The sequence below is a fragment of the Sphingobium sp. 22B genome (genome assembly GCF_001580035.1).
Classification (GTDB): domain Bacteria; phylum Pseudomonadota; class Alphaproteobacteria; order Sphingomonadales; family Sphingomonadaceae; genus Sphingobium; species Sphingobium fuliginis.
Map to the genome: position 1 here is coordinate 188,327 of NZ_LTAB01000011.1, position 22,480 is coordinate 210,806.

Below are 22,480 nucleotides of genomic sequence, written 5' to 3' on the forward strand. Positions count from 1 at the left end.
TGATAGGGCAAAGTGGCGCTCCGTAGAAGCCGGGTCTGGACGATGGGCGCAACTCTCACTATATACCGCTCGGTATGGAAACACAGACTCAGACAGCGAGGGGACGCCCGAGGGAGTTCGATCCCGAAGAAGCGCTCAGTGCCGCGCTGACCGTCTTTTGGCGGCGCGGCTATGAAGGCGCGTCCATGGCGGAACTGACCGAGGCGATGGGCATCACCAAGCCCAGCCTCTACGCCTGTTTCGGCAACAAGGAATCGCTGTTCCGCAAGGCGCTCGACCTCTATGAGCGCGACAAGCTGTGCTACATTAAGTCCGCGCTGGACGAACCCACCGCAAAGGGCGTGGCCGAACGGCTGCTGCGCGGGTCGCTGGCGATCCAGACCGGGACGACCGATCCGCATGGCTGCCTGGGCGTGATCAGCGCGGTCGCCTGCGCCACGCAGGCCGAGTCGATCCGCGACGAGGTCATCGCCCGCCGCGCCTCCTCCGACGCGGCCCTGGTGGCGCGGCTGGAACGGGCGCGGGAGGAAGGCGATTTTCCCGACACGATCGAGCCGAAGGCGCTGGCCACCTATCTGACCGCCGTGGTGCAGGGCATGGCCGTGCATGCGAGCGCGGGGATGTCGCGCGAACTGCTGGAGCAACTGGTGGAGACGACGCTGGCCGTCTGGCCGGGGAAGTGACGGAAAACCGGGCTTTCCGGAATTCCGTACCGAAAAATTACCAAACGGTATAAAAAGCCTGTTGACCCTGCTGCTGCACCGCATTATATACCAGTCAGTATTGAATAGACCTGCTCTCCAAAAGAGGTCACATGATGCGGACGTTTCTCAAACCCTGTCGTCGCTGACGACCTGACGCGACCAGCCCAACAGGGCGGCGCGACCTGACCATCATTCCATTGTTCGACGCGCGGCCCGCCGGTCGCGCGGCGGAGAGGTTTTTTTCCACGTTCGGCCGGGACCGTCAGGTCAGAACGTTCAGAAAGCTCTCGCGCGGCATATTGTCCTGCGAGAAAGTGGCCTTGCCCAACTGGCTGGTGTCCCAGGTCAGCGTCGGCGTATCGGGATAATGGACATAGCCGCCGGTGAAGACTTCATTGCGGTTGCCCGACGGATCGAAGAAATAGATGGTCGCGCCGCGCGTCACCCCATGGCGGTTCACCGACACGTCGACCGGGATTTCATATTTGCCGATCAGGTCGCCCGCGTGGAACAGGTCGTTCACCGAATCCAGCAGGAAGGAGACATGGTGGAAGCGGCTGCCATCCGGTTGCAGGATGAAGGCGATGTCATGCGGCTTGTTGGAGCAGGAAAGGAAGACCGCAAGCCGGGTCTCGTCCCCCTGCGTGACCAGTTCCTCGCTGACGGTGAAGCCGAATATCCCGGTGAAGATGTCCCTGTTCTCGACGATGTTGGGTCCGCCCAGCAGCACATGGTCCAGCCGCACGCAGCGGAAGCCGCGAATATAGCCTTCGTCGGGAATGGTGCCGGGGTTGCGGGTCGGCATGCCGTTGCCGATCTTCTCCTTGTCGGCATAGATGTGCATGACATGGCCCGACGGCAGGGTGAAGCGGATGCGCCGGCCGCTCTTGGGATACACGCCCGGCTCGACATGTTCGACGGCAAGGCCATATTCGGTCAGCGCCGCGGCGAAATGGTCGATCTCCGCATCCTCATAGGTGCGGAAGGCGAAATATTCGACGCCGGGCGCATCGGCCTTCTCCAGGACCAGCGAATACCAGTCATGCTCGTCCGCGACCTTGTAATAGAGCTTGTCGGGGTCGCCCTGATAGGTTTCGATAAGACCCATCCGCTCGCAATAGTGGCGGCGCGCGTCGTCGATGTCGAACACCCTGACGCACACTTCGCCGACCCGGAGCAATCCACGAATCGCCATTCATTCTCTCCCAGAAATATCGTCGCGCAGCATGGCCGCCAGGGCGGCTGCGGCGATGTCCTCGTCTTCCACTTCGCTGCCGCCCGACACGCCGACCGCCCCGATCAGGCGCCCCTGCATCTCGGCGGGACAGCCGCCCGGAACTTCCGTCAGGCGCGGCCGGCGCAGCAAACCGTCGCGCACCGGGCGGGGCGCCTGCTCCAGCAGCGCGCCGAAATCGCGCGTCGCCATTGCGAAGCTGGCAGCGGTATAGGCCTTGTCGATCGCCAGTTCGCCTGAACTAAGGAACGATCCCGGCATCCGCAGATAGCCCGCGAGATTGCCCGCCCCATCCACGACCGCGACATGCACGCGGGCGCCGATCGCCTCCGCGCGGGCGCGGCCGGCGGACAGCATCCGCTCCACCGCCTGCGCCGCGGGGGCGCCGATCTCCGCGACGGCGCTCATGCGGCGCGGCCGACCGGGGCGGCGCCGAAGGATGCGCGCGGCAACGGCACGGCGCGAATGTCGCTCGACGGATAGGCGCGGCAGGCCAGGACGATGCCCGCCTGCTCATCGGCGGCACTCACCACGGCGCGGTTCATATGCCCGGTGGAACAGCGGCCCGCCTGTATCCGGATGCGGCAGACGCCGCACCCGCCGCTGCGGCATCCCACGGCCAGCGCCTTGCTTCCGGACGCGATCATCGCCGCCAGCAGGCTCTGATCGGCACGGCAGGGAAAGCGCACGCCCCCTATCTCTATCTGAAACGGCGCCGCTTGGGTCAGGCCTTCAACATCGCGATCGTCCATCCGATCTCTCTCCTGCCAGTCATTCTGTTCTTTTCACCGATCATAATCATGGGGTGAATTACCGACAAATACCCTTTCCGCTCGCCTGTGATACTCCATGCGCATCACCCCTGCCCATCATCCTTGGCCCGTCATCCGGCGCGCAACGACGCTTCGGACGCGCGCGCCTCGCTGGCGGGAACGCCGCCGATGCTCCACAGCGCGGGGGCGACCGGCATCACCGTGCCGCGTATCAGCGACCGGTCGCAGCCCAGATGGCGTTCGACAAGGTCGGTGAACCCCGCCGCCAGGGCCTGCAACTGTTCTGTCGGGCGGCCTTCGAGGGCGATGCAGGTGAACCAGGGCGCGGGCGCCCCGCCATCGCTGACCAGCCGGCCGCCCGTCGCCCAGCGATGCGCCGGCACGCTCGTGGCGAAAGCGCGCACCCGCTCCAGGGGCGGCGGCGAAACCGTGGGATAGAGCGCCTGCACATAGAAGAACGAGGCTGCCTCCAGCAGCGCGGCGACGGCTTCTTCCGGATATTGGTCCGCCACCAGATGGAATTGCACGATGGGCATGCCGCTTCTCCTTCCTCAGGGCAGGCCGCGCCGGCGGCCCGCGTCCAACATTATCGCCGCGCCCGCCATGGCGTCCGCCTCCGCATCGAGCAGCATCGCCACGGCCCAGGCGACCTGGCCCGGGGTGGTGAGCGCGCCGATGGCGGATTCGCCGCGCATCGCGTCCAGCTCGTCCGCGACCGAGCCGCCATTTTCCGACGCGCGCGCCGCCGCGACCTTGTGCAGCCGATCGGTATCGGCGGGGCCGGGGGCGACCAGATGGGCGGTGATCCCCTCCCCGCCATAGGCCCAGCTCATCTGCCGCACCACATTGGCGAGCGCCGCATTGGCGACCCCGGCGGTGGCGGCATAGGCCGTCGGCTCGAACCCGTAATGGCCGCCGATCGCGACGAGGCGGCTGTGGCGGCGCAGTCGGTCCTCCACCGCGCGCACCAGCCGGACGAAGCCGCCGACCTTGATGTTGCAGGCCTCCACCAGCGCGTCGGTGGGCGCGGCGCGAATGCCGCCCGCCACCGGCACGCCGGGCGCATGGACGACCATGGCGACCGGCCGGTCCAGCCGCGCCCGAAGCGCGTCGACCGCATCGTCGGACGCGAAGTCGGCCGCGACCGGCATCACCACGCCCGCGCCATGGCGATCGACCAGCGCCTCCAGCGGCTCGCGCGACCGCGCCACCGCGACGACATGCATCTTGCGCGCAACCAGCCCGGCGACGATCGCCTTGCCCAATGCGCCGCTCGCGCCGACGACCACGCAATGGGCGCCGAAATTCCTGCCCGGAACGGACATGCTCTTCACTCCGATCTGAAAACCGGGCGTCAGGCCGAAATCAGCCCGCGCTCCTTCGCCATGGTGAGGGCGGTATCCTCTATCATGTCCTCCTGCCCGCCGATCATCTTCAGGCGGCCCAGTTCGACCAGCAGGTCGCGGGCGGGCAGGCCATATTTGCGCTCGCAATCCTTGGCCGCGTAGAGGAAGGTGGAATAGACCCCGGCATAGCCCAGCGTCAGGCTGTCCCGGTCGGCGCGCGGGGGCTTCGCCATCATCGGCAGCACCCGCTCCTCCGCGACGTCCATCAGGCGGAAGGTGTCGACGCCCGTTTCCACCCCCATCCGCTCGCACACGGCGGCGAAGACCTCCAGCGGGGTGTTGCCGGCGCCAGCGCCGAAACCGGCGGCGGACCCGTCGATCCGGCTGGCGCCCGCCGCCACGGCGGCCAGCGAATTGGCGATCCCAAGGCCCAGATTGTGATGGCCGTGGAACCCGATCTCCGTCTCCGCCTGCAACGCGCCCTGCAACGCGCCGATCCGCGCCGTCACGTCTTCGGGCAGCATGTAGCCGGCGCTGTCGACGCAATAGACGGTCGTCGCGCCATAGCCTTCCATCAGCAGCGCCTGTTCGACCAGCGTTTCGACCGAGGTCATGTGCGCCATCATCAGGAAGCCCACGGTGTCGAGCCCCAGCTTCCGGCCGAGGCCGATATGCTGTTCGGTCACGTCGGCCTCCGTGCAGTGGGACGCGACATGGACGCAGCCCGCGCCGCAATCCGCCGCCATGCGCAGTTCGTCCAGCGTGCCGATGCCCGGCACATGCAGGACCGACACGGTGGCGTTCTTCATGCGGGACGCGACGGCGGTGATATAGTCGCGGTCGCTATGCGCGCCGCGCCCATAGTTGAGCGACGAACCGCCCAGCCCATCGCCATGCGTCACCTGCAACAGGGGCACGCCCGCCTCGTCCAGCCCGGTCGAGATGGCGATCATCTGGTCCAGGCTGATCTGGTGCCGCATCGAATGCATGCCGTCGCGCAGGCACATGTCATGCAGCTTGACCTTCCGGCCCTTGATCTGCGCCGTCGTCGTCATTGCACGCTCTCCATCATCTCCTGCGCGAACATCTCGCCCGTGCGCGCGGCGGCGGCGGTCATGATGTCCAGATTGCCCGCATATCGGGGCAGGAAGTCGCCCAGCCCCTCGACCTCCAGGAAGATGGAGACCTTGCGCCCCTCGAAGGTCGGCCCGTTCTTCAGCCGATAGCCCGGCACATAGCGCTGCACCTGCGCGATCATCTCTTGCACGGAAGCGGCGATCGCGTCCCGGTCCGGCTCGTCGGCGGTCTCGCAATAGACGGTGTCGCGCATCATCAGCGGCGGTTCGGCGGGATTGACGACGACGATCGCCTTGCCCTTCGCCGCGCCGCCGACCTTCTCGATCGCGGCGGAGGTGGTGCGGGTGAATTCGTCGATATTCTTGCGGGTGCCGGGGCCGATCGACCTGGACGCCACGGTCGCGATGATCTCCGCATAATCGACCGGCTGGACGCGGCTGACCGCGTTCACCATCGGGATCGTCGCCTGACCCGCGCAGGTCACCATGTTGACGTTGACCGCGCCGTCGCGCGCCTGCTGCGCCAGGTTGACCGCCGGCACGCAAAGCGGACCGATGGCCGCTGGCGTCAGGTCGATCATCAGCACGCCCAGCTCGTTCAGCTTGCGGCTGTTTTCGGCATGGACATAGGCCGACGTCGCGTCGAACGCGATCTTCACGCCGTCCCTCGCGACATGCGGCACCAGGCCGTCGACGCCCGCATCGGTGGTCTTCAGCCCCAGCTCCCGCGCCCGCGCCAGCCCTTCGGACGCCGGATCGACGCCGACCATCCAGACCGGCTCCAGCCGGTCGGAACGCAGCAGCTTGTAGAGCAGGTCGGTGCCGATATTGCCCGGCCCGATGATGGCGCATTTCACTTTGGTCATCAACTTTGTCCCTGCTGCGCCTTTTCGCCGAACGTCACGCCGGCGACGGCATAATGGTCCAAGGGGGTTTCGTTCAGGATCACGCGCACCTGGTCGGGACGCACGTCCATGGTTTCGACCGTCGCCCTGGTGAGGGCGCGGATGAAGGCCCATTTCTTTTCCATCGAGCGGCCTTCGCCTATGACCACGGATATAATCGGCATCAGTCTATCCTCACATTGATGCTGCCCATGTCCTGAAAGCGGGCGCAGACGATGTCGCCTTTCGCGATCGGCATCGCTTCCGTCGCGGCGCCGGTCAGCACCACCGAGCCGGCGGGCAATATCCGCCCCCGCTCATGGAGCCAGGCGACCAGCATCTGCACGGCGCGGGCGGGATGGCCCAGCACCGCGCCCGAACAGGCCAGCGCCGCCGCCTCGCCGTTGATTTCCAGCACGATGCCGATGGTCGCGGGGTCGACATCATCGGGCCGCCGCATCCGCCCGCCCATGACGAAGCGCGCGCTGGAGCCATTGTCCGCGACGACGCTCGGCAGGTCGAACCTGAACTTCTCGAACCGGCTGTCGAGGATCTCGATGGCGGGCTGGATGAAGTCCGTCGCGGCATGGACCTGATCGATGGAAACGTCCGGCCCGGACAGGTCGCGGGCCATGACATAGGCGATTTCCCCCTCGACGCGCGGATGGATCAGCCCGGCGGTCGGCACCATGCCGCCTTCCGCATCGCATGTGTCGCGCATCAGCAGGCCGAAGCTCGGCACGTCGACGCCCATCTGAATCATCTTGGCCCGCGAGGTGAGACCGGCCTTGTAGCCGATCAGCGCCCGGCCCCGCGCCTGCCAGCGGCGCAGGCATTCGTCCTGCACGGCATAGCCATCATCGACGGTCATGCCCGGATAATCGTCGGTCAGCTTCGCGATGGTGTGGCGGTTCGACTGGGCGCCGTCCACCCGGTTCGCCAGTTCGGCAATGGCTGCTGCATCAAGCATCGGCGGTCCTCCGGCCGAAGGTCAGGGAACAATCGCCGATCCCGCCGATGCGCATGGCGATATGGTCGCCCTCGCCCACCGGGAACATCGGCCCCAGCGCGCCGGACAGGATCACCTCCCCGGCCAGGAAGGGCATGTCGAGCCGGCCCAGCGTGTTGGCTAGCCAGGCGACCGCATTGGCGGGCGAACCCTGCACGGCCGCGCCCACGCCCACGGCCACCTGCTCGCCATTGCGCTCCGCCCACATGCCGGCCAGCGCCAGATCCACGTCGCGCGGATCGATCTTCTCGCGGCCCAGCGCATAGACGCCGCAGGAGGCGTTGTCGGCCACCGTGTCCTGGATGCGGATGTCCCAGTTCGTGATGCGGCTGTCGACGATCTCGAAACAGGCGCGGACATGGTCCGTCGCCGCAAGCACGTCCGCCGCCGTGACGCCCGGGCCTTTCAGGTCGCGTTTCAGGACGAAGGCGATCTCCGCCTCCGCCTTGGGCTGGATCAGTGCTTCGATGGGGACGGTCGCGCCATCGTCATAGGCCATGGCGCTGGTCAATATGCCGAAGTCCGGTTCGAACACGCCGATGGCGTTCTGCACGGCCCGGGAGGTGACGCCGATCTTCTTGCCGACCACCGTCTCGCCCGCGGCGACGCGCCGCGCGATCATGCGGGCCTGGATGTGGTAGGCATCGACGATGGTGATGCCCGGCACCCGGTCCCGCAGATTGGGGACGGTCGCGCCGGCGACCAGCGCCTCGTACAGTTCGTCGCCGTGCCGGGCGATGGCGGCCGCGTCCAGCACGGTCACAGCTTCACGCAGATGTTGCGCAGCTCGGTATAGAATTCGAGGCTGTGGACCCCGCCTTCCCGGCCGATGCCGCTATGCCCGGTGCCGCCGAAGGGCGTGCGCAGGTCGCGCAGGAACCAGCTGTTGACCCAGGTGATGCCCACGTCGACCTCCGCCGCGACGCGGTGCGCGCGCGACAGGTCCCGCGTGAAGATGGCGGTGGAAAGGCCGTAATCGGTCGCATTGGCGACGGCGATGGCCTCCTCCTCGCTGTCGAAGGGACGGATGTGGCAGCAGGGACCGAAAATCTCTTCGTTCCAGACCGACGCCTCGTCCGCCAGGCCGGTCCAGATCGTCGGCTGCACCCAATGGCCGCCCGAAAGTTCGTCGGGCATGGTCGGCACGCCGCCGCCGGTCACGACCCTCGCGCCCTCCGCCACGGCCTTTGCATAATAGGACAGCACCTTTTCGCGGTGCTCGGCGGAGATGAGCGGGCCCAGGGTCGCGCCGGGCCTGAGCGCCTCCGCCTTTTCCTTGAGACCCGCGACCAGCGCCTCGAACAGCGGCCGCTCGACCAGCACCCGCTCGGTGCCCAGGCACACCTGCCCGCAATTGAGGAAGACGGATCGGCCCAGCGCCTCCAGCGTCAGGTCGAGGTCGGCGTCGGCGAAGACGATCGCGCTGTTCTTGCCGCCCAATTCGAAGGACACGTCGCGCAGGCCATGCGCCGCCGCCTGCATGATGGCGGTGCCGGTGCGCGTCTCCCCCGTGAAGGTGATCGCGTCGACGCCCGGATGCTGGGTCAGATATCCGCCCGCGCTGTCGGGGCCGAAGCCGTGGACGACATTATAGACGCCCGCGGGCACGCCCGCATCGTTCATCACCTCGCCCAGCAGGGTCGCGGTTCCCGGCGTCTCCTCCGACGGCTTCACGATCACGCTGTTGCCGCAGGCGAGCGCCGGCGCGACCTTCCACGTCATCAGCAGCAACGGCGCGTTCCATGGGCAGATGACGCCGATCACCCCCTTGGGCTTGCGGATCGCATAGTTGAGCGCGCCCCGCCCGTCCGGAGTCGGCGTCTGGAAGCTCTCGGTCGCGACATTCTTCACGACGTCGGCGAAGATCCGGAAATTGGCCGCGCCGCGCGGGATGAAGGCATGTTCCATCATCGACCGGGGCTGGCCGGTATCGGCCATTTCCGCCGCCACGAAATCGTCGAAGCGCCGGACGATGCCGTCCGCGACGGCCCGCATCAGGTCGGACCGATCGTCCACCGTCAGCCTTGCCCAGGGGCCCCTCTGCGCCGCCCGCGCCGCCTGCACCGCCAGGTCGATTTCGGCGCGGCCGCCCTCATGCACATGGCCGATCAGCGCTCCGTCGCTGGGCCGATATTTGGGGAAAGTCCTGCCGGACGTTCCCTGCGTGAAGGTTCCGTCGATGAAATGCTGGAAATGCGCCAACTGTCCTCTCCATGTCGTTGCCTGACCTTCTAACGAAGGATAGCCTTACCCAATAATACTGTTTTATACGCTTTGAGATACCTGTAAGGCATATCTCGACCGGCATCGAAAGGCGCAAGACATGTTCGCGAACCGCATCGACATCCGCCACCTGCGCTATTTCGTGGAGACCGTGCGGCATGGCAGCATCCGGGGCGCATCCCAGGAACTCCATCTGTCCCAGCCGCCGCTGACCCGCCAGATCCAGTATCTGGAGGAAGTGCTGGGCGTGTCCCTGCTGGTGCGCAAGCGTCATGGCGTCGAACCCACCGCCGCCGGGCAGGCCCTCTATACGGAGGCGGTCAACATCCTGAACCTGGTGGAGCAGGCCTGCGCCACGACGCAACTGATCGGTCAGGGCGCGCTCGGCCGGCTGGACGTGGGCGTGTTCGGGTCCGCCGTGCTAGACATCGTGCCGCGCATCGTGCTCGATTTCCGAAAGCGCTATCCCAATGTCGAGGTGATCCTGCACAATATGGACCGCGACACGCAGGTGAAGGCGTTGCAGGAACGGCGGATCGCCATCGGCTTCAACCGGTTCTTCCTGGAATATCCCGGACTGCAATGGGAAACCGTGGTGCACGAGCCGATGATCATCGCCATGCCGCGCAACCACAGGCTGGCGGGCCGCACATCCATCGCCCTGTCGGACCTGGCGGGGGAACCGATGATCTTCTATCCCCGCGCCAGCCAGTCGGGCGGGTTCAGCAATTTCCTGCTGCGCGCCTTTCACGACCTCAACATCGAACCCAATGTCGTGCAGACGGTCGACGACGTGGTGACGGCCGTCGCCTTCGTGTCGAGCGGCGTGGGACTGGCGGCGGCGGTGGAATCGGCGCGGACGCTGCAATTGCCGGACGTGGTCTATGTACCGCTGGCCGAAGATGACGGTCCGGCCGCGTTCGACCTGTGCATGATCTACCGTTCCGGCGACGAATCGCCGCTGATCGACGGTTTCCGGCAGGCGGTGAAGACGGTGACGGAACGGCCGTCCGGCCACGGCCGTTGATTTCCGGCGGGGCCCTTCATCCGCCCCGCCGCCCCTTCCAATATTGCACCTGCGCGCGCGTCATGCCCAGCGCGGCGGCGGCGGCGCTGACATTGCCGCCGCTGCGGCACAGGGCTGCCGCAATCAGTTGATCCGCAATCTGTTGCTGGCTGAGTCCGCTGTCGAGCAGCATCGCGCCGACATCCTGCTCAGCGCCCCTGCCATGCTGGCGAAAACGGCGCGCGACGAAATCGCGGAACGGGTCGGGCACGAAGCCTTCTGTCCGGTTGCCCACGCCCAGCGTCAGATGGTGCAGGCCGATCGCCTCCCCATCCGCCGCCAGGATGACGCCCCGCTCCACCAGATTCTCCATCTCGCGGATATTGCCCGGCCAGCCATAGTCGTGGAAGGCGCGCACGACCTCCGCCTCCAGGCGCAGCAGGCCGCGGCCGTGCCGCTGGCAGAGGCGGGCAAGGAAATGATTGGCCAGCACCGGGATGTCCGCCCGGCGCTCCCGCAGCGGCGGGATATAGACGGGAAAGGGACTCAGCCGGTGGAACAGGTCGGCGCGGAAACGGCCCGCCTCCATCTCGGCGCGCAGGTCGGCATTGGTGGCGGCGATCAGGCGGACGTCGGCGGTCAGCGTCTTCGTCCCGCCCACCCGCTCATAATCGCCGTCCTGCAAAACGCGCAGCAGCTTGCCCTGCGCGGCGAGGGACAGCGTGCCGATCTCATCGAGGAACAGGGTGCCGCCGGCGGCCCGCTCGAACCGGCCGGGGCGCGTCGCGACGGCGCCGGTGAAGGCGCCCTTCTCCACCCCGAACAATTCCGCCTCCAGCAATGTCTCCGGAATGGCGGCGCAATTGACCGCGACGATCGGCCTGTCGGCGCGCCGGCTGCGCTTGTGCAGTTCGCGCGCGAACACTTCCTTGCCGACGCCGCTTTCGCCCAGGAACAGCACGGGCGCCATGGTGGGCGCGACCTTGTCCACCAGATGCAGCACCGTGTTGAAGCCGGACGACGCGCCCACGATCGCGCGCGCGCCCATATGCAGGTCCACGTCCACCGGGCCGGCGCTGTCCGGCGGCACCGGCCGGCGGCTGTAGGTGTCGGCGCGGAACCAGCGCAGTTCGGCGTCGGCGTCCGGCCATTCGTCCGCCGGCCGCCCGACCAGATAACAGCGGTCATGCCCCATCGCGATGCATTCCAGTTCGCGGAACACCATCGGCCGGCCGAAGAAGGTGGAGGCATAGCCCGATGCATAGCCCGCCTGCTGCCATCCCGCCGGATGCGCGCCGATGCCCATTTCCTGCACATGGGACGCGCATTCCGCCGAATTGTGCCAGACATATTCGCCGTAGAAGCGCCCGGCCTCGAAATCCGCCTCGAACGCCAGTTCCTCGACCTGCACGGCCCCCTTCAGCGCATGGAATTGCGGACCGGCGCGATAGATGTCCTCCAGGCTGCCGCGATGCCGCAATTCCTGCGCGAGCTGCGCATCCGCGACGCCGGTGCCATAGCCGATGCGCGACATCAGCATGCGCGCGCTTTCATAGCCTAGCGCGCGCACCAGTTCGCGCCGCAACTGGCCCAGGACGATGTCGTCGACCAGCAGCATCCGCCGCTTGCCCAGGCGGATCTCCGCGCTTGCCGGGTCGAAATGGAAGCTGTCGCGCAGGTCGGCAAGGTCGCGGTCGCCGGTGGGCGCGACTCCGCCATCGTGAAATGCGGTCCCCAGTCCCGACTTGCCCGATGCCGATCCGCCTGCCTGCGCCATGCCCCACTCCTGTCGATTATTCGACAACCATAGGGGAAGAAGCAGATGATTTTCAACAGTCCGATCCTGTTCCACCCCCATCCAGGGGGTCGTGCGCGGCATGTCCTTCCCACCCCTTGTCCGGGAAGAACGGGATTTCGGCCCGCTTATGCGGAACGGACGGGGCGGAGACGCGCAATCTGGCACGCTGCTTGCTGAACGATCCGCATCAGCCGCCATCCGTGCGGCGACCATGGGAAAAGGATCATCATGTCTGCAAAGAGCCTGTATCTCAAGCGCGCCTGGTACGTCGCCGCCCTCTCCAGCGAAGTCGATGCGACGCAGCTTTTCCACCGCCGGATATTGGGCATGTCGATCCTGATCTACCGCGATGCGCGGGGAGAGGCGGTCGCCCTTCAGGACCGCTGCCCGCACCGCTTCGCCCCGCTTTCCATGGGCAGCCGGGTGGGCGACGCCATCGCCTGCCCCTATCATGGACTGCGGTTCGACGCGGGCGGGCATTGCGTCCACAACCCGCACGGCCGCGGCCAATTGCCCAAGGGACAGGTCGTGCGCAGCTTTCCGCTGATCGAACGGCACGGCTTCCTGTGGATCTGGATGGCGGAGGAGGCCGCCGATCCCGCGCTGCTGCCCGACTTCGCGCCGCTGGACGAGGGCCATGCCAACGGCGTCGGCCACACCTATATGAAGTTGCCGGTCGATTACCGGCTGATCCTGGACAATGTCATGGACCTCAGCCATGTCGACTACGTCCATGGCGAGATCATCACGACGCGCGGACAATTGTCGCCGCTGATCCCGCAGGTGGAGGAGACGGATCACAGCGTTTCGGCCAGTTGGGACTACAGCCAGACCCCGCCCATCGGAATCTTCGCCCCCTTCCTGCCCCGCCCGGAGGAGACGGCGCGGCACAGCATCCGCGTCACATGGACGGCGCCCGCCAATATCCAGTTGTCGATCGCGGCCGCGCAGGACGATGTGCCCTTCGAACAGGGCGTCAGCCAATATGACCTGCACAGCTGCACGCCCGGCGACGAGAATGAGACCCATTATTTCTTCGCCACGCGCCGAAACCATGCGGAAGAGGATGGAGACTATAACAGGTTCAAGACGGCGGCCATGCACGCGGCGTTCGAGACGGAAGATGGCCCCATCATCGCCGCGAGCCAAAGGGAGATGGGGGGCGAGGAATTCTTCGACCTCAAACCCATGCTGCTGTCCAACGATCTGGCGGCCGTGAAGGTGCGCCGACAGCTGCAACGGGCGATAGATAATGAAAATGCGACTTCAAGTGGATGGGGCCGCGCCGTTGCCCGGTCCTGAACCAAAATAGTCGGGCGGCGCCGGGATTTCGCGCTTCATCGGCAAGAAGCGCCGGGCGTCAGGCGCGAAAACAGGTCGGCATCAGGGATTTACTTCCGGGCGGGCGACGAGTTCGCCTTCCCCTGCCGGCAGGGGCGGCGGCATCAACTCCCGGATCACGCCCCAATAGCTCTGCGTGACGTGCGCTTCCGCCGCATAGACCGGATCGGTCATCAGATGCGCGTGCAGCCGGCGCAGATTGGGCCAGGGCACCGACGGGAACAGATGATGTTCCAGGTGATAGCTCACGTTGAAGGGCGCGATCAGGAACCTGTCGAGCAGGGTGGGGATGACCGTGCGCGTGCCCTTCAGCTCGCTTTCGTCGGAGACGCCGTTATGCTCCGCCATTGCCCGGATCCGATTGAAGACATTCGCCCAGATGAACTGCGGGATCAGCAGGAGCCCCAATATCTTCCAGCGATAGGGCGACAACAGGATCAGGCCGTAGAAGAGCAGCGCCCACAGCACATAGCGGATGCGCAGGCCCAGGGGAAAATCATAACCGAAGCGCCGGGGATTGTGGAAATTGGCGAAGGGCGCCCAGACGCGGCTGTCCCGCGCCATGCGATAGAGGTTGAGCCCGGTCACGCTGCGGACCAGCAGCCAGGCCATGGCAGCGGCGCTTTTCGGGAAATGCTGGTCGGAATCCCGCCGCTGGACACGATAATCGCGGTCGCGCAGCGTGTTGGTGTAGCGGTGGTGATGCAGGTGATTGGCGCGGTACAGGTCGACGCTGAAGCCGAGCGGATAGGCGACGAAGATGTCCCCTATCAGGTCGTTGAGGCGCCGGTTGCTGAACAGCATGCCGTGACATGCATCATGCATCATCACCGCCAGGCACTGAATGCGCGTTCCGATGACGATGCCGGCCAGCAGGTAAACCGGAATTCGGTCGACATGGATGGCGATCGCCCCGGCGCCGATCGCTATTGCCCATTGGAGGACGAGCAGCAGAGCGTTGCGGCGATCGTCGATGACGGAAAGATCGCGGATCAGCGCCAAAGTGCCCCGCCGCGAATATCGATAGCCGGGGGGACGCTCCTTGGCGCTTTCTTCCATGGGAGTAGGTCTCCGAATGCAACATCAAACCGTCGCGGACGCTATGATCGGTGCGATCCGGCGTCAAGCTCGCTCCTGATGCGGGCGCTCGCGCAGCGCATCGGATCGCTCGCCGCCGTGGGCCAGTTTTCCTGAAGGGGGACAACCGGTCCATCGCGCCCGTTCCACAAAAGGTCGGGCCGGCGATTGCCGCCATGCCGGATGGTGATAAGGATGGCTTATGCCCGCCTCGGAACCACTTGACCGCCGTTCGCTCAGCCTTGCGGCGCTGTCCACCGTGGTCGAATGGTATGATTTCACGCTGTTCCTCTACCTGGCCACGGTGCTTGCGCGCGTGTTCTTCGTGGGCGGGAATGCGATGCTCACGACGCTGGCGGGGTTTGCGGTCGCCTATCTGATGCGGCCGCTGGGCGCGATGGTGTTCGGGCATTTCGGGGACCGGCATGGGCGAAGGGCGACGCTGCTCCTGTCCATGGCCTTGATGACGGTGGCGATGCTGCTGAGCGCCCTGCTGCCGACCGTGGCGCAGATCGGCCCGCTCGCCGGGATATTGCTGCTGGCCCTGCGGTGCGTGATGGGATTTGCCGTGGGGGGCGAATATACCGGCGTCGTCGCCTATCTGCTGGAAGGCGCGGCGCCGCATCGTCGCGCGCTCGTCACGTCGATGGCGGCGGCGACCAGCGAGGTCGGCGGGTTGCTGGCCGCGGGCGCGTCGGCGCTGACCGTGAGCCTTCTTCCCGCTCCGGCGCTGGAAAGCTGGGGCTGGCGATTGCCGTTCCTGTTCGGCGCTGCGCTGGCGGGCACGATCCTGGTGGCCCGCGCGGCGATGCGGGAATCGCCCGAGTTCGCGCTTCATCGCGCGGCAGGGACGCTGGTGAGCAGGCCGCTCGGTCATGCGGTATCGCGCCATGGAGCGGGCGTGGCGAGGGGCTTCGCCATCTCGGCCCTGGGATCGATCACCTATTATGTCGGCATCACCTACCTGCCGATCCATCTGGTCTCCTCTGGCGGGCTCAGCGAGGCGGAGGCGCTCAAACTGGCGACCGTCGCGGCGGTCGCAGTGATTGTCGTGACGCCGTTTGTGGGCCTGGCCGCCGACCGGTTCGGGCGTCGCCCGGTGCTCGTCGCCCTGGCCGTCCTGTCGGCTGCGCTGCCCTATCTGTCCTTCCGACTGCTCGCCGGAGCGGGAACGTCGTCGGCGCTGGCCGGCGCCGTGGTGCTCGCCGCTTTGGCGGGCGGCGTCAGTGCCGTGGGCGCGGTGACGACGGCCGAACAGGTTCCGGCTGAAGGGCGGCTGAGCGGGCTCGCCCTTGGCGCCACGACCGCGACCGCATTGTTCGGTGGCCTGACGCCGTGGCTCGCGCAACTGCTGACGGAGCGAACAGGATCGACCGCGGCGCCGGGCATCATGATCGCGCTGGTGTCGCTGGCGGTGCTTCCCGTGCTGCTGACGCTTCCCGAGACGCGGCCGCCACGAGGCTGAACCTCAGAGACCGAAGCGCCCCTTGGCTTGGGGCCGTCCAGAAATTGCGGGCCGTGAAGCTGGGCTTTGGGTGCCCCTGCCCGCAAAAAACCTTCCCAACGCCTTTCGCGACAGCAGGGCTATTGCCTGATCGGGGGCAACTGTGCTCATCGGGGGCAGCGCGCCATGGGAGGATCGCATCCTCCCGCTTTCGTCGGCGCCCGGCAGAATGAGGACTGGCCATGCATGCGATCCCGAAGCTTTCCCCCGCAACCATCGCCATAGAAGGATCGCAGGAGCGCTTTCCCGTTCGCAGGATATTTTGCGTCGGTCAGAATTACGCGGACCATGCGCGGGAAATGGGGTCCGATCCGGACCGGGCGCCGCCCTTCTTCTTTTCAAAGCCGTCCGACGCCGTCGCGGCGAATGGATCGCGCCTTCCCTTTCCGCCTTTGACGAGCGATCTGCATCATGAGGTCGAACTTGTGGTGGCGCTTGGTTCGGGCGGTGCGAAGATCGGCGCCGAACAGGCGAGCGCGGCCATCTGGGGTTGGACCGTCGGCCTCGATCTCACACGCCGCGATCTGCAGTCGGAGGCGAAGAAGGCGGGCCGCCCCTGGGACATGGCCAAGGGGTTCGACGATTCCGCACCCGTCGGAGATCTGCGCCCCGGTCTGCCGCCGTCGTCGGGGGCCATTTCGCTGGCTGTCAACGGAGAGCTTCGCCAGTCCGGCGACCTGTCCCAGATGATATGGTCGGTGCCCGAAATCATCGCCAATCTTTCGACCTATGTGACGCTCGCCCCCGGCGATCTCATCTTCACCGGCACGCCCGCTGGAGTGGGGCCGATAGGAAGAGGCGACAGGCTGGTCGCGTCCATCGCCGGATTGCCGCCGCTGGAAATCTCCTTCGAGGATTGAATGCAGGCCCGCGCCCGCTGCGCATCCGTTCGCCGGCCTAATCGATCGTATAGGGTTTCAACCGGGCGCAAGTCGATGCGCGCATGGCCCGGCACGCGCTCAACGGACAGTCACCGACAAGGAGAGGAGCGCGGCGGACACAGCCGCGCATCCTTCCTGCGCCATGCCCTCAGGCGTCGAAGCCGGGCGACTGGCGCTGCGCCTTGCGGAGCGCGGCCTCCCAGACGAGGTCGTAATGCGACCTGGCGCCTTCGACCGGCTTGCGCTCGCGGCTCATCTGGCGGCGGACTTCCTCCTGCGCGGCTTCCGGGGCGATCAGCACCCTGTCGCGGCCCACGGCAAGGCTGCGGACCTGCGCCTTGCAGGCTTCCTCCAGATGATAGATGCCGCTGAACGCCTCGCCCGGCGTCGAACCCAGCGCCAGCGTGCCGTGATTGCGCAGCAGCATGACATTGGTGTCGCCCAGGTCGGCCACCAGCCGTTCGCGTTCGTCCAGATTGAGCGCCACGCCTTCATAATCATGGTAGGAAAGGCGCGGGATCAGGGCCAGAGCGCGCTGGTTGAGCGGCAGCAGCCCCTCGGCATGGGCCGACACCGCCATGCCGTCGGCGCTGTGGAAATGGGCGATATAATGGGCATCGTCCCGCGCGCCGTGGATCGCGCTGTGGATCACATATCCGGCATAGTTGATGCCATAATCGCTTTCCCCGATGACATTGCCGTCCAGGTCGACCTTGACCAGGCTGGAGGCGGTGATCTCATCGAACATCAGGCCGAAGGGGTTGATCAGGAAATGATACTCCGGCCCCGGCACGCGCGCCGAGATATGGGTGTAGATGAAATCGTCCCAGCCATAGAGGGCGGACAGGCGATAGAAAGCGGCAAGATCGACGCGGACCTTCCATTCCGCTTCGCTGATGCCCGACTGGCGGAAACGGTCGTCCTTCAAGACTGTGGCCATGGCGCTGCTCCTTTGCGCGGTATTTTAGGGAGGCGGCGGGACACCGCCCAATGAGAATGACTTATCGATCGATTGGCGGCGCTCATGCGGGGAACAAGCCTGCGTCCACGATCGAGGCGACGTCGATATGGGCAGGCAGCTCGCCATCGGCATGGAAGCGGTCGACCACCCGTTGCAACGGCTTCACCACCGTCGCGTCGGGCGGGATCAGCAGCGGGTTCTGCCGTTCCACGATCAGGGCGGCGAGTTTGGGGTCGACCTTCGTCTGCCGGACGAAGATACGGGCATAGTCGGCGGGATGCGCCTGCGACCACAGGCTCGCCTTGCGGAGGCGGGCGAGGACGTCGCGCAGGGCTTCGCGCTTCGCCGGGTTGTCGAGCGCCGCTTGCGACGCGGCGATCAGGGTCAGGCCGCTGTTGATCCCCTCCCCGTCGCGCAGCACGCGCGCGCCGCGTTGTTCGGCCGCGAGCTGATAGGTGCCGAAGGTCGCCCATGCCTCTATCTGCCCGGCGGCGAAGGCGGCGGCAGCGTCATTGGGCAGCATGAAGCCGATGTCGACCTTTCGCCGGTCGAGCTTCGCTTCCTTGAGCGCTTCGAGCAGCAGATAATGGGATATGCTGCCCCTCGCGCTCGACACGATCACGCGCTTGCCCGCAAGGCCCGCGACGGACCGGATCCGAGAGTCGCCAGGCACGAGAATGCCAATGTCCCTGGTCGATGAAATCGAACCCGCGATGATCTTCAGCGGCACGCCGGCCGAGGCGGCCAGCACGACCGGCAGGTCGCCCGCCGGAGCGGTGTCGACCGCCCCGGCATTGAGCGCCTCCAGCAGCGGCGCGGCACCGACGAAATTCGCCCATTGCACGTCATAGGGCAGGTCGTTCAGGGCGCCCGCCGCCTCCGCCTTCGACTCCAGCAGATGGACCTGGTCGCCCAGCACCAGTTTCGTGCGGCCGCTTTTCCCCGCGCAGGCGGCGAGGCCGAGGGCGGCCGCCCCTGCCAGGAAGGTGCGGCGATCAGAAAGCAAGCGCGATCCGTCCATAATAATAGCCGCCTGCGGGGTTGAAGGGCGACGGGCCGTAATAGCCCTGCCCGGTCTGGGGATTGCCCGGCCCGTTGGTTTCCGGGCGGACGTCGAACAGGTTGGTGGCGCCCACCGAAAGCGTGGCGAATTCCGTCACTTTCGCGCTGACGCTGGCGTCGGTGATGACCTTCGCCCCGAAATGACGGTCGTCGCCCGCCGCCGTGCGCTGCGTATATTTGCCGTAGCGGGTGGCGGTGAGGCTGAAGCCGAAAATGCCCTTGCTCCAGTTGAGCGTGCTGACCAGTTTCGTGTGCGGCTGGAGCACTTCCAGCTCACCGATCTTGTCGCCGCCGAAGAAGACCGAACCCGCCCCCAGCAGCGAAGCGCCGGTGGGACCGAAGAGTTGCGACGGGGTGGCGACGACGTCCGTCACCTTGGTCTTCGAATAGTTGAAGGCGAAGGTCAGGCCCAGCTTGCCCAGATCGCCCAGGTTCCTCGAATAATCGGCCACCAGGTCGAAGCCCTTGGTCGTGGTGTCGGCGGCGTTAATGAAATATTCGGCCTGTTCGATGTCCGACAGGCCATTGGCGGCGAGGATGGCGGAAATTCCGGGCCCGAACAGGCGACCGGTGCGCTCGATCCGGTTCTTGATGCGGATATAATAGCCGTCCAGCGTCACCGACAGGGACGGCGTGGGCGTAAAGACGAAGCCCAGCCCGGCATTCCAGGTCTTTTCCGCCTTGAGCGGCTTCGCGCCCAGCAGCTGGCCGACGGCGGAATCCGCCGTCACCAGCTTGGCGACGGTGGGCCGCAATTCGGTCTGCCCGGTCTGCGCGTTGAAGAAGGAGGAGGTGCGCCCATCGGTCTGCGCATAGCCGATCTGCGTCAGCGACGGCGCGCGGAAGCCCGTGCCCACCGTGCCGCGAACGGCGAAGGTGGGGCTGACCTCATAACGGCTGTTGAGTTTCAGGCCGACCGGACTGCCCGAACCGTCGCTATAATGTTCGGCGCGGATCGCGGCGCCTATATACCAGGCGTCGAGCGGATAGATGCCGAGATCGACATAGCCCGCATAGACCTTGCGGCTGATGTCGGCTTCATCGGCGGGGGAGAGGACGATGCCCCCCTGCACCACCGGCGAGGCGGTGACGCCGACATTCCAGTCATATTGCTGGTCGCCGGGACGGAAGCTGTATGTGGCCGGTTCATAGGCCAGCGGATCGCCCGCGAAGGTGCGGAAACGATCGAGCCGATATTCGCCGCCGATGGAGATTTGCAGCGGTTGGGCCAGGCCGATCTCAACCTCCCGGTGAAGATCGACATTATGGGTCCATTGCCGGAACTCGAAATTGGCGAGATTGGGCCAGCTCGTCGGGCTGGTCGGTCCCAGCGAAGGACGAACGGACAGCTTCGAATATTGATGGCTGTAGTTGCGGCCGAAGGAGGAGCTGACATCATAGTCCCAGCCCCAGAGCGTTCCCCGAAGACCGCCGACGAACTGGAAGTCGTTCTCGTCTATATTGTTGAGCGGATAATAGCCGTCCGGGAAAAGCGCGGTGAAATTGGCGGTGCTGTTGGGGCGGCGGAAATTATTGCCGATCTGGGCGTCGCGCTCGCCATAGGTGCCGAAGCTGTAGAGGGTGACATTCTCCGTCACCGGCAGTTCGGCATTATAGGAGAGGTTGAACGCCTTGATCTGCGGGTCGCCATTATGCGCGCCGTCGCGGCTCCATTGGGCGTTGCGGGCATTGGCGGCGGCGACATTGGCCAGCACCTGATCGCGGGTGAGGCCGCTGGTCGCCGCCACCTGGTCCACCGTGCGGTTGGCGGGAAGGCCGTAGATGTTCGCGTCGGTCGCGGGCAGATTCCACCAGGCGCCGCCGCGCTTGCGGATGTCGCCGCTCAGGGTCAGGAAGCCGTCCTCCCCGATCTTCGTGCCGTAGCGGATCGTCCCCTTCCAGCTGTCCGGCCTGCCATTGGCGTCGTAGAGCGTGCCATAGGTGAAATCGCCGCTCAGCCCTTCCTTCTTGGCCAGTTGGATATTGATGACCCCGGCTATGGCGTCCGTGCCATATTGGGCGGCGGCGCTGTCCTTCAGCACCTCGATCCGGTCGATCGCGCTGGTGGGAATGAGGTCGATGTCGACCGGGTTCGCGCCCGAGGTGTCGGCGGTCGAATTGTTGAGGAAGGCGCCATTGTGCCGCCGTTTGCCGTTGACCAGCACCAATGTGTAGGCGGGCGCCAGGCCGCGATTGGTGACGGGGCGCCCGATGGAGAAGACGCCCGCATGGGTCGCGCCGAAATTGAGCGAGGGCAGCAATTTGGACAGCGCTTCGCCAAATTCGGCCGAGCCGGTGGCCTGCAACTTCTCCGCGCCGACCACATCGATAGGCGCGGGGCTTTCCGCCACGGTGCGGGGCGCGCCGCGTACGCCGGTCACGATGATGGCGCTCGAATCGGCCGCCTCGGCATCCGCGCTGTCAGGCGTTGCAACGGTCTGCGCGAGCGAGGGCGCGGACGTCAGAAGTACCGCGACAAGCGCGGTCGAGCACAGATAAAGGCGGTCAAGGTTCATGAATATATCCCCCGGTTTCCGGGGACCATCTATTTACTATCGATATGATTGAGAAATGACTTCGCTAGCCGATTCATGAGTAAATCTGAATTTTAGATATGCTTGGCGGCGACGAAGTTCAACTTCATCCGCCGGTGCCGAAGCTGCGGTCGAAGGCGTCGGCCACCGGGCGCTTGCCCTCGGTCAGACCGGCTCTCTGGAAGCGCTGCGTGATGTCCTGCTCATGCGCGACGATCTTGCCATCAATGGGCCGCGCCACGCGGTTGTTGCGGTCGAAACTGGCGCGGGCGATGTCGAGCGGCAGTCCGGTTTCCTTGGCCAGCACCTGCGCGAACTCGTCCGGATGCGCGCGGGCCCACTCGACGGCCTTCGCCTCCCGCCGGAGGAAATCGGCAAGCAGGGCGCGCTTGGGGCCGATGGAATCGCCATGGGCGATGTCGATATAGACCGGCAGGCCATAATCCTTCGCATCGACGACGGCTCGCGCGCCTTCCTTGATCGCCACATTGGTATAGGGCGTCCAAATGGACCAGGCGTCGATGGCCCCGCTGTCGAAGGCGGCCTTGGCGTCGCCGGGCGGCAGGAAGGTGACGCGCACCCGATCCGCCGGGATATGCGCCCGCTCCAGCGCCTGGAGCAGCAGATGATGGCCGATCGATCCGCGCGTCGTGGCCACCGACTTGCCGATCAGATCCTGTATCGAATGCGCGGGCGATCCGTTCTTCACCAATATGGCCAGCGCTTCGCCAGCCTGGGCGAAGGGCGTCTGGATGCCTATCGCCTTGACCGGGCTGCCGCTCTGATAGGCGAAGATGAAGGGCGCGTCGGCGGCAAGGCCGAGGTCCGCGGCGCCGCCGCCCACCGCTTCCAGCAAGGGCTGGGCGGCGGGAAATTCCGACCATTCGACCGTGTAGGGCGCATCCTTGAGAACGCCCGAGGCGATCATCATGGATTTGACCTGCCCCTTCTGGTTGGCGACGCGCAGCACCTTGTCGTCGCCGCCACCGAATTTCGCGGCGGCAAGGCCGAAGCCCGCCACCGCCACCAGCGCCACCGCGATGATCGCACCCCTGTTTTTCGCCATG

At 66.1% G+C, this 22,480-nt stretch carries 22 protein-coding genes; 5 read left to right on the forward strand and 17 right to left on the reverse strand.

Going from position 1 to position 22,480, the window contains the following annotated elements; translation table 11 throughout:
- Positions 1 to 74: 74 nt before the first annotated feature.
- Positions 75 to 683, forward strand: a complete 609-nt coding sequence (locus A0J57_RS12405) for a TetR/AcrR family transcriptional regulator (RefSeq protein WP_025549485.1) — start codon at positions 75 to 77, stop codon at positions 681 to 683.
- A gap of 283 nt (positions 684 to 966) precedes the next feature.
- Here the strand turns inward: A0J57_RS12405 and A0J57_RS12410 are convergent, their stop codons facing one another.
- From A0J57_RS12410 to A0J57_RS12460, 11 genes are all read right to left on the reverse strand, one after another.
- Entirely contained in the window at positions 967 to 1,899 is a 933-nt protein-coding gene (locus A0J57_RS12410) for a catechol 2,3-dioxygenase (RefSeq protein WP_061936107.1), read from the reverse strand.
- Positions 1,900 to 2,346: a heme-binding protein gene (locus A0J57_RS12415; protein ID WP_061936110.1), complete on the reverse strand. Its 447-nt coding sequence runs from the start codon at positions 2,344 to 2,346 to the stop codon at positions 1,900 to 1,902.
- Positions 2,343 to 2,690: a 2Fe-2S iron-sulfur cluster binding domain-containing protein gene (locus A0J57_RS12420; protein WP_061936114.1), complete on the reverse strand. Its 348-nt coding sequence runs from the start codon at positions 2,688 to 2,690 to the stop codon at positions 2,343 to 2,345. Before A0J57_RS12420 ends, A0J57_RS12415 begins: the two co-directional genes overlap by 4 nt.
- 131 nt (positions 2,691 to 2,821) lie before the next feature.
- The gene (locus A0J57_RS12425; protein ID WP_061936116.1) at positions 2,822 to 3,247 is read right to left on the reverse strand and encodes a tautomerase family protein; all 426 of its coding nucleotides are present in this window, start codon (positions 3,245 to 3,247) and stop codon (positions 2,822 to 2,824) included.
- A 15-nt stretch (positions 3,248 to 3,262) separates the two neighbouring features.
- A complete protein-coding gene (locus A0J57_RS12430; protein WP_061936119.1) occupies positions 3,263 to 4,036 on the reverse strand; it encodes an SDR family oxidoreductase in 774 nt (257 codons plus the stop codon).
- 29 nt (positions 4,037 to 4,065) lie between these two features.
- Positions 4,066 to 5,112 carry a 4-hydroxy-2-oxovalerate aldolase gene (gene dmpG, locus A0J57_RS12435; protein ID WP_048575938.1) on the reverse strand — a complete coding sequence of 349 codons (1,047 nt, stop codon included), beginning with the start codon at positions 5,110 to 5,112 and terminating at the stop codon, positions 4,066 to 4,068.
- A complete protein-coding gene (locus A0J57_RS12440) occupies positions 5,109 to 6,002 on the reverse strand; it encodes an acetaldehyde dehydrogenase (acetylating) (RefSeq protein ID WP_172451731.1) in 894 nt (297 codons plus the stop codon). The genes dmpG and A0J57_RS12440 overlap by 4 nt, the downstream gene beginning before the upstream one ends.
- Positions 5,999 to 6,202, reverse strand: coding sequence for a tautomerase family protein (locus tag A0J57_RS12445; RefSeq protein ID WP_025548043.1), 204 nt, complete (start codon positions 6,200 to 6,202; stop codon positions 5,999 to 6,001). The genes A0J57_RS12440 and A0J57_RS12445 overlap by 4 nt, the downstream gene beginning before the upstream one ends.
- Positions 6,202 to 6,987 (reverse strand): 2-keto-4-pentenoate hydratase, encoded by a 786-nt coding sequence (locus A0J57_RS12450; protein WP_061936122.1) that lies wholly within the window; start codon positions 6,985 to 6,987, stop codon positions 6,202 to 6,204. The genes A0J57_RS12445 and A0J57_RS12450 overlap by 1 nt, the downstream gene beginning before the upstream one ends.
- Positions 6,980 to 7,789: a fumarylacetoacetate hydrolase family protein gene (locus A0J57_RS12455; protein ID WP_082718666.1), complete on the reverse strand. Its 810-nt coding sequence runs from the start codon at positions 7,787 to 7,789 to the stop codon at positions 6,980 to 6,982. The genes A0J57_RS12450 and A0J57_RS12455 overlap by 8 nt, the downstream gene beginning before the upstream one ends.
- The gene (locus A0J57_RS12460; RefSeq protein WP_061936125.1) at positions 7,786 to 9,228 is read right to left on the reverse strand and encodes a 2-hydroxymuconic semialdehyde dehydrogenase; all 1,443 of its coding nucleotides are present in this window, start codon (positions 9,226 to 9,228) and stop codon (positions 7,786 to 7,788) included. The genes A0J57_RS12455 and A0J57_RS12460 overlap by 4 nt, the downstream gene beginning before the upstream one ends.
- 121 nt (positions 9,229 to 9,349) lie before the next feature.
- Between A0J57_RS12460 and A0J57_RS12465 the strand changes: the two genes are divergently transcribed.
- Positions 9,350 to 10,276, forward strand: a complete 927-nt coding sequence (locus A0J57_RS12465) for a LysR substrate-binding domain-containing protein (protein WP_061936127.1) — start codon at positions 9,350 to 9,352, stop codon at positions 10,274 to 10,276.
- 16 nt (positions 10,277 to 10,292) lie between these two features.
- On the opposite strand, the gene A0J57_RS12470 is transcribed toward A0J57_RS12465, so the two are convergent.
- Positions 10,293 to 12,032 (reverse strand): sigma-54-dependent Fis family transcriptional regulator, encoded by a 1,740-nt coding sequence (locus A0J57_RS12470; RefSeq protein ID WP_061936130.1) that lies wholly within the window; start codon positions 12,030 to 12,032, stop codon positions 10,293 to 10,295.
- 249 nt (positions 12,033 to 12,281) lie between these two features.
- On the opposite strand from A0J57_RS12470, the gene A0J57_RS12475 reads away from it, so the two are divergent.
- Entirely contained in the window at positions 12,282 to 13,355 is a 1,074-nt protein-coding gene (locus A0J57_RS12475; RefSeq protein ID WP_061936133.1) for an aromatic ring-hydroxylating dioxygenase subunit alpha, read from the forward strand.
- An 81-nt stretch (positions 13,356 to 13,436) separates the two neighbouring features.
- Here A0J57_RS12475 and A0J57_RS12480 read toward each other — a convergent pair whose 3' ends face one another.
- Complete coding sequence (locus A0J57_RS12480) at positions 13,437 to 14,453, reverse strand: fatty acid desaturase family protein (RefSeq protein ID WP_061936136.1); 1,017 nt, start codon at positions 14,451 to 14,453, stop codon at positions 13,437 to 13,439.
- A 220-nt stretch (positions 14,454 to 14,673) separates the two neighbouring features.
- On the opposite strand from A0J57_RS12480, the gene A0J57_RS12485 reads away from it, so the two are divergent.
- Together A0J57_RS12485 and A0J57_RS12490 are read left to right on the forward strand one after the other, a co-directional pair.
- Complete coding sequence (locus tag A0J57_RS12485; RefSeq protein WP_061936139.1) at positions 14,674 to 15,936, forward strand: MFS transporter; 1,263 nt, start codon at positions 14,674 to 14,676, stop codon at positions 15,934 to 15,936.
- A 221-nt stretch (positions 15,937 to 16,157) separates the two neighbouring features.
- Complete coding sequence (locus A0J57_RS12490) at positions 16,158 to 16,835, forward strand: fumarylacetoacetate hydrolase family protein (protein ID WP_037481832.1); 678 nt, start codon at positions 16,158 to 16,160, stop codon at positions 16,833 to 16,835.
- 169 nt (positions 16,836 to 17,004) lie between these two features.
- Here the strand turns inward: A0J57_RS12490 and A0J57_RS12495 are convergent, their stop codons facing one another.
- The 4 genes from A0J57_RS12495 to A0J57_RS12510 form a co-directional block, all read right to left on the reverse strand.
- Positions 17,005 to 17,796: a class II aldolase/adducin family protein gene (locus tag A0J57_RS12495; protein WP_061936142.1), complete on the reverse strand. Its 792-nt coding sequence runs from the start codon at positions 17,794 to 17,796 to the stop codon at positions 17,005 to 17,007.
- A gap of 82 nt (positions 17,797 to 17,878) precedes the next feature.
- Positions 17,879 to 18,823 carry an ABC transporter substrate-binding protein gene (locus tag A0J57_RS12500; RefSeq protein ID WP_157846844.1) on the reverse strand — a complete coding sequence of 315 codons (945 nt, stop codon included), beginning with the start codon at positions 18,821 to 18,823 and terminating at the stop codon, positions 17,879 to 17,881.
- On the reverse strand, positions 18,813 to 21,395 hold the full coding sequence (locus A0J57_RS12505) for a TonB-dependent siderophore receptor (RefSeq protein WP_061936144.1): 2,583 nt from the start codon (positions 21,393 to 21,395) through the stop codon (positions 18,813 to 18,815). Before A0J57_RS12505 ends, A0J57_RS12500 begins: the two co-directional genes overlap by 11 nt.
- A gap of 124 nt (positions 21,396 to 21,519) precedes the next feature.
- The gene (locus tag A0J57_RS12510) at positions 21,520 to 22,479 is read right to left on the reverse strand and encodes an ABC transporter substrate-binding protein (RefSeq protein ID WP_044661070.1); all 960 of its coding nucleotides are present in this window, start codon (positions 22,477 to 22,479) and stop codon (positions 21,520 to 21,522) included.
- Between the last annotated feature and the right edge of the window lies 1 nt (position 22,480).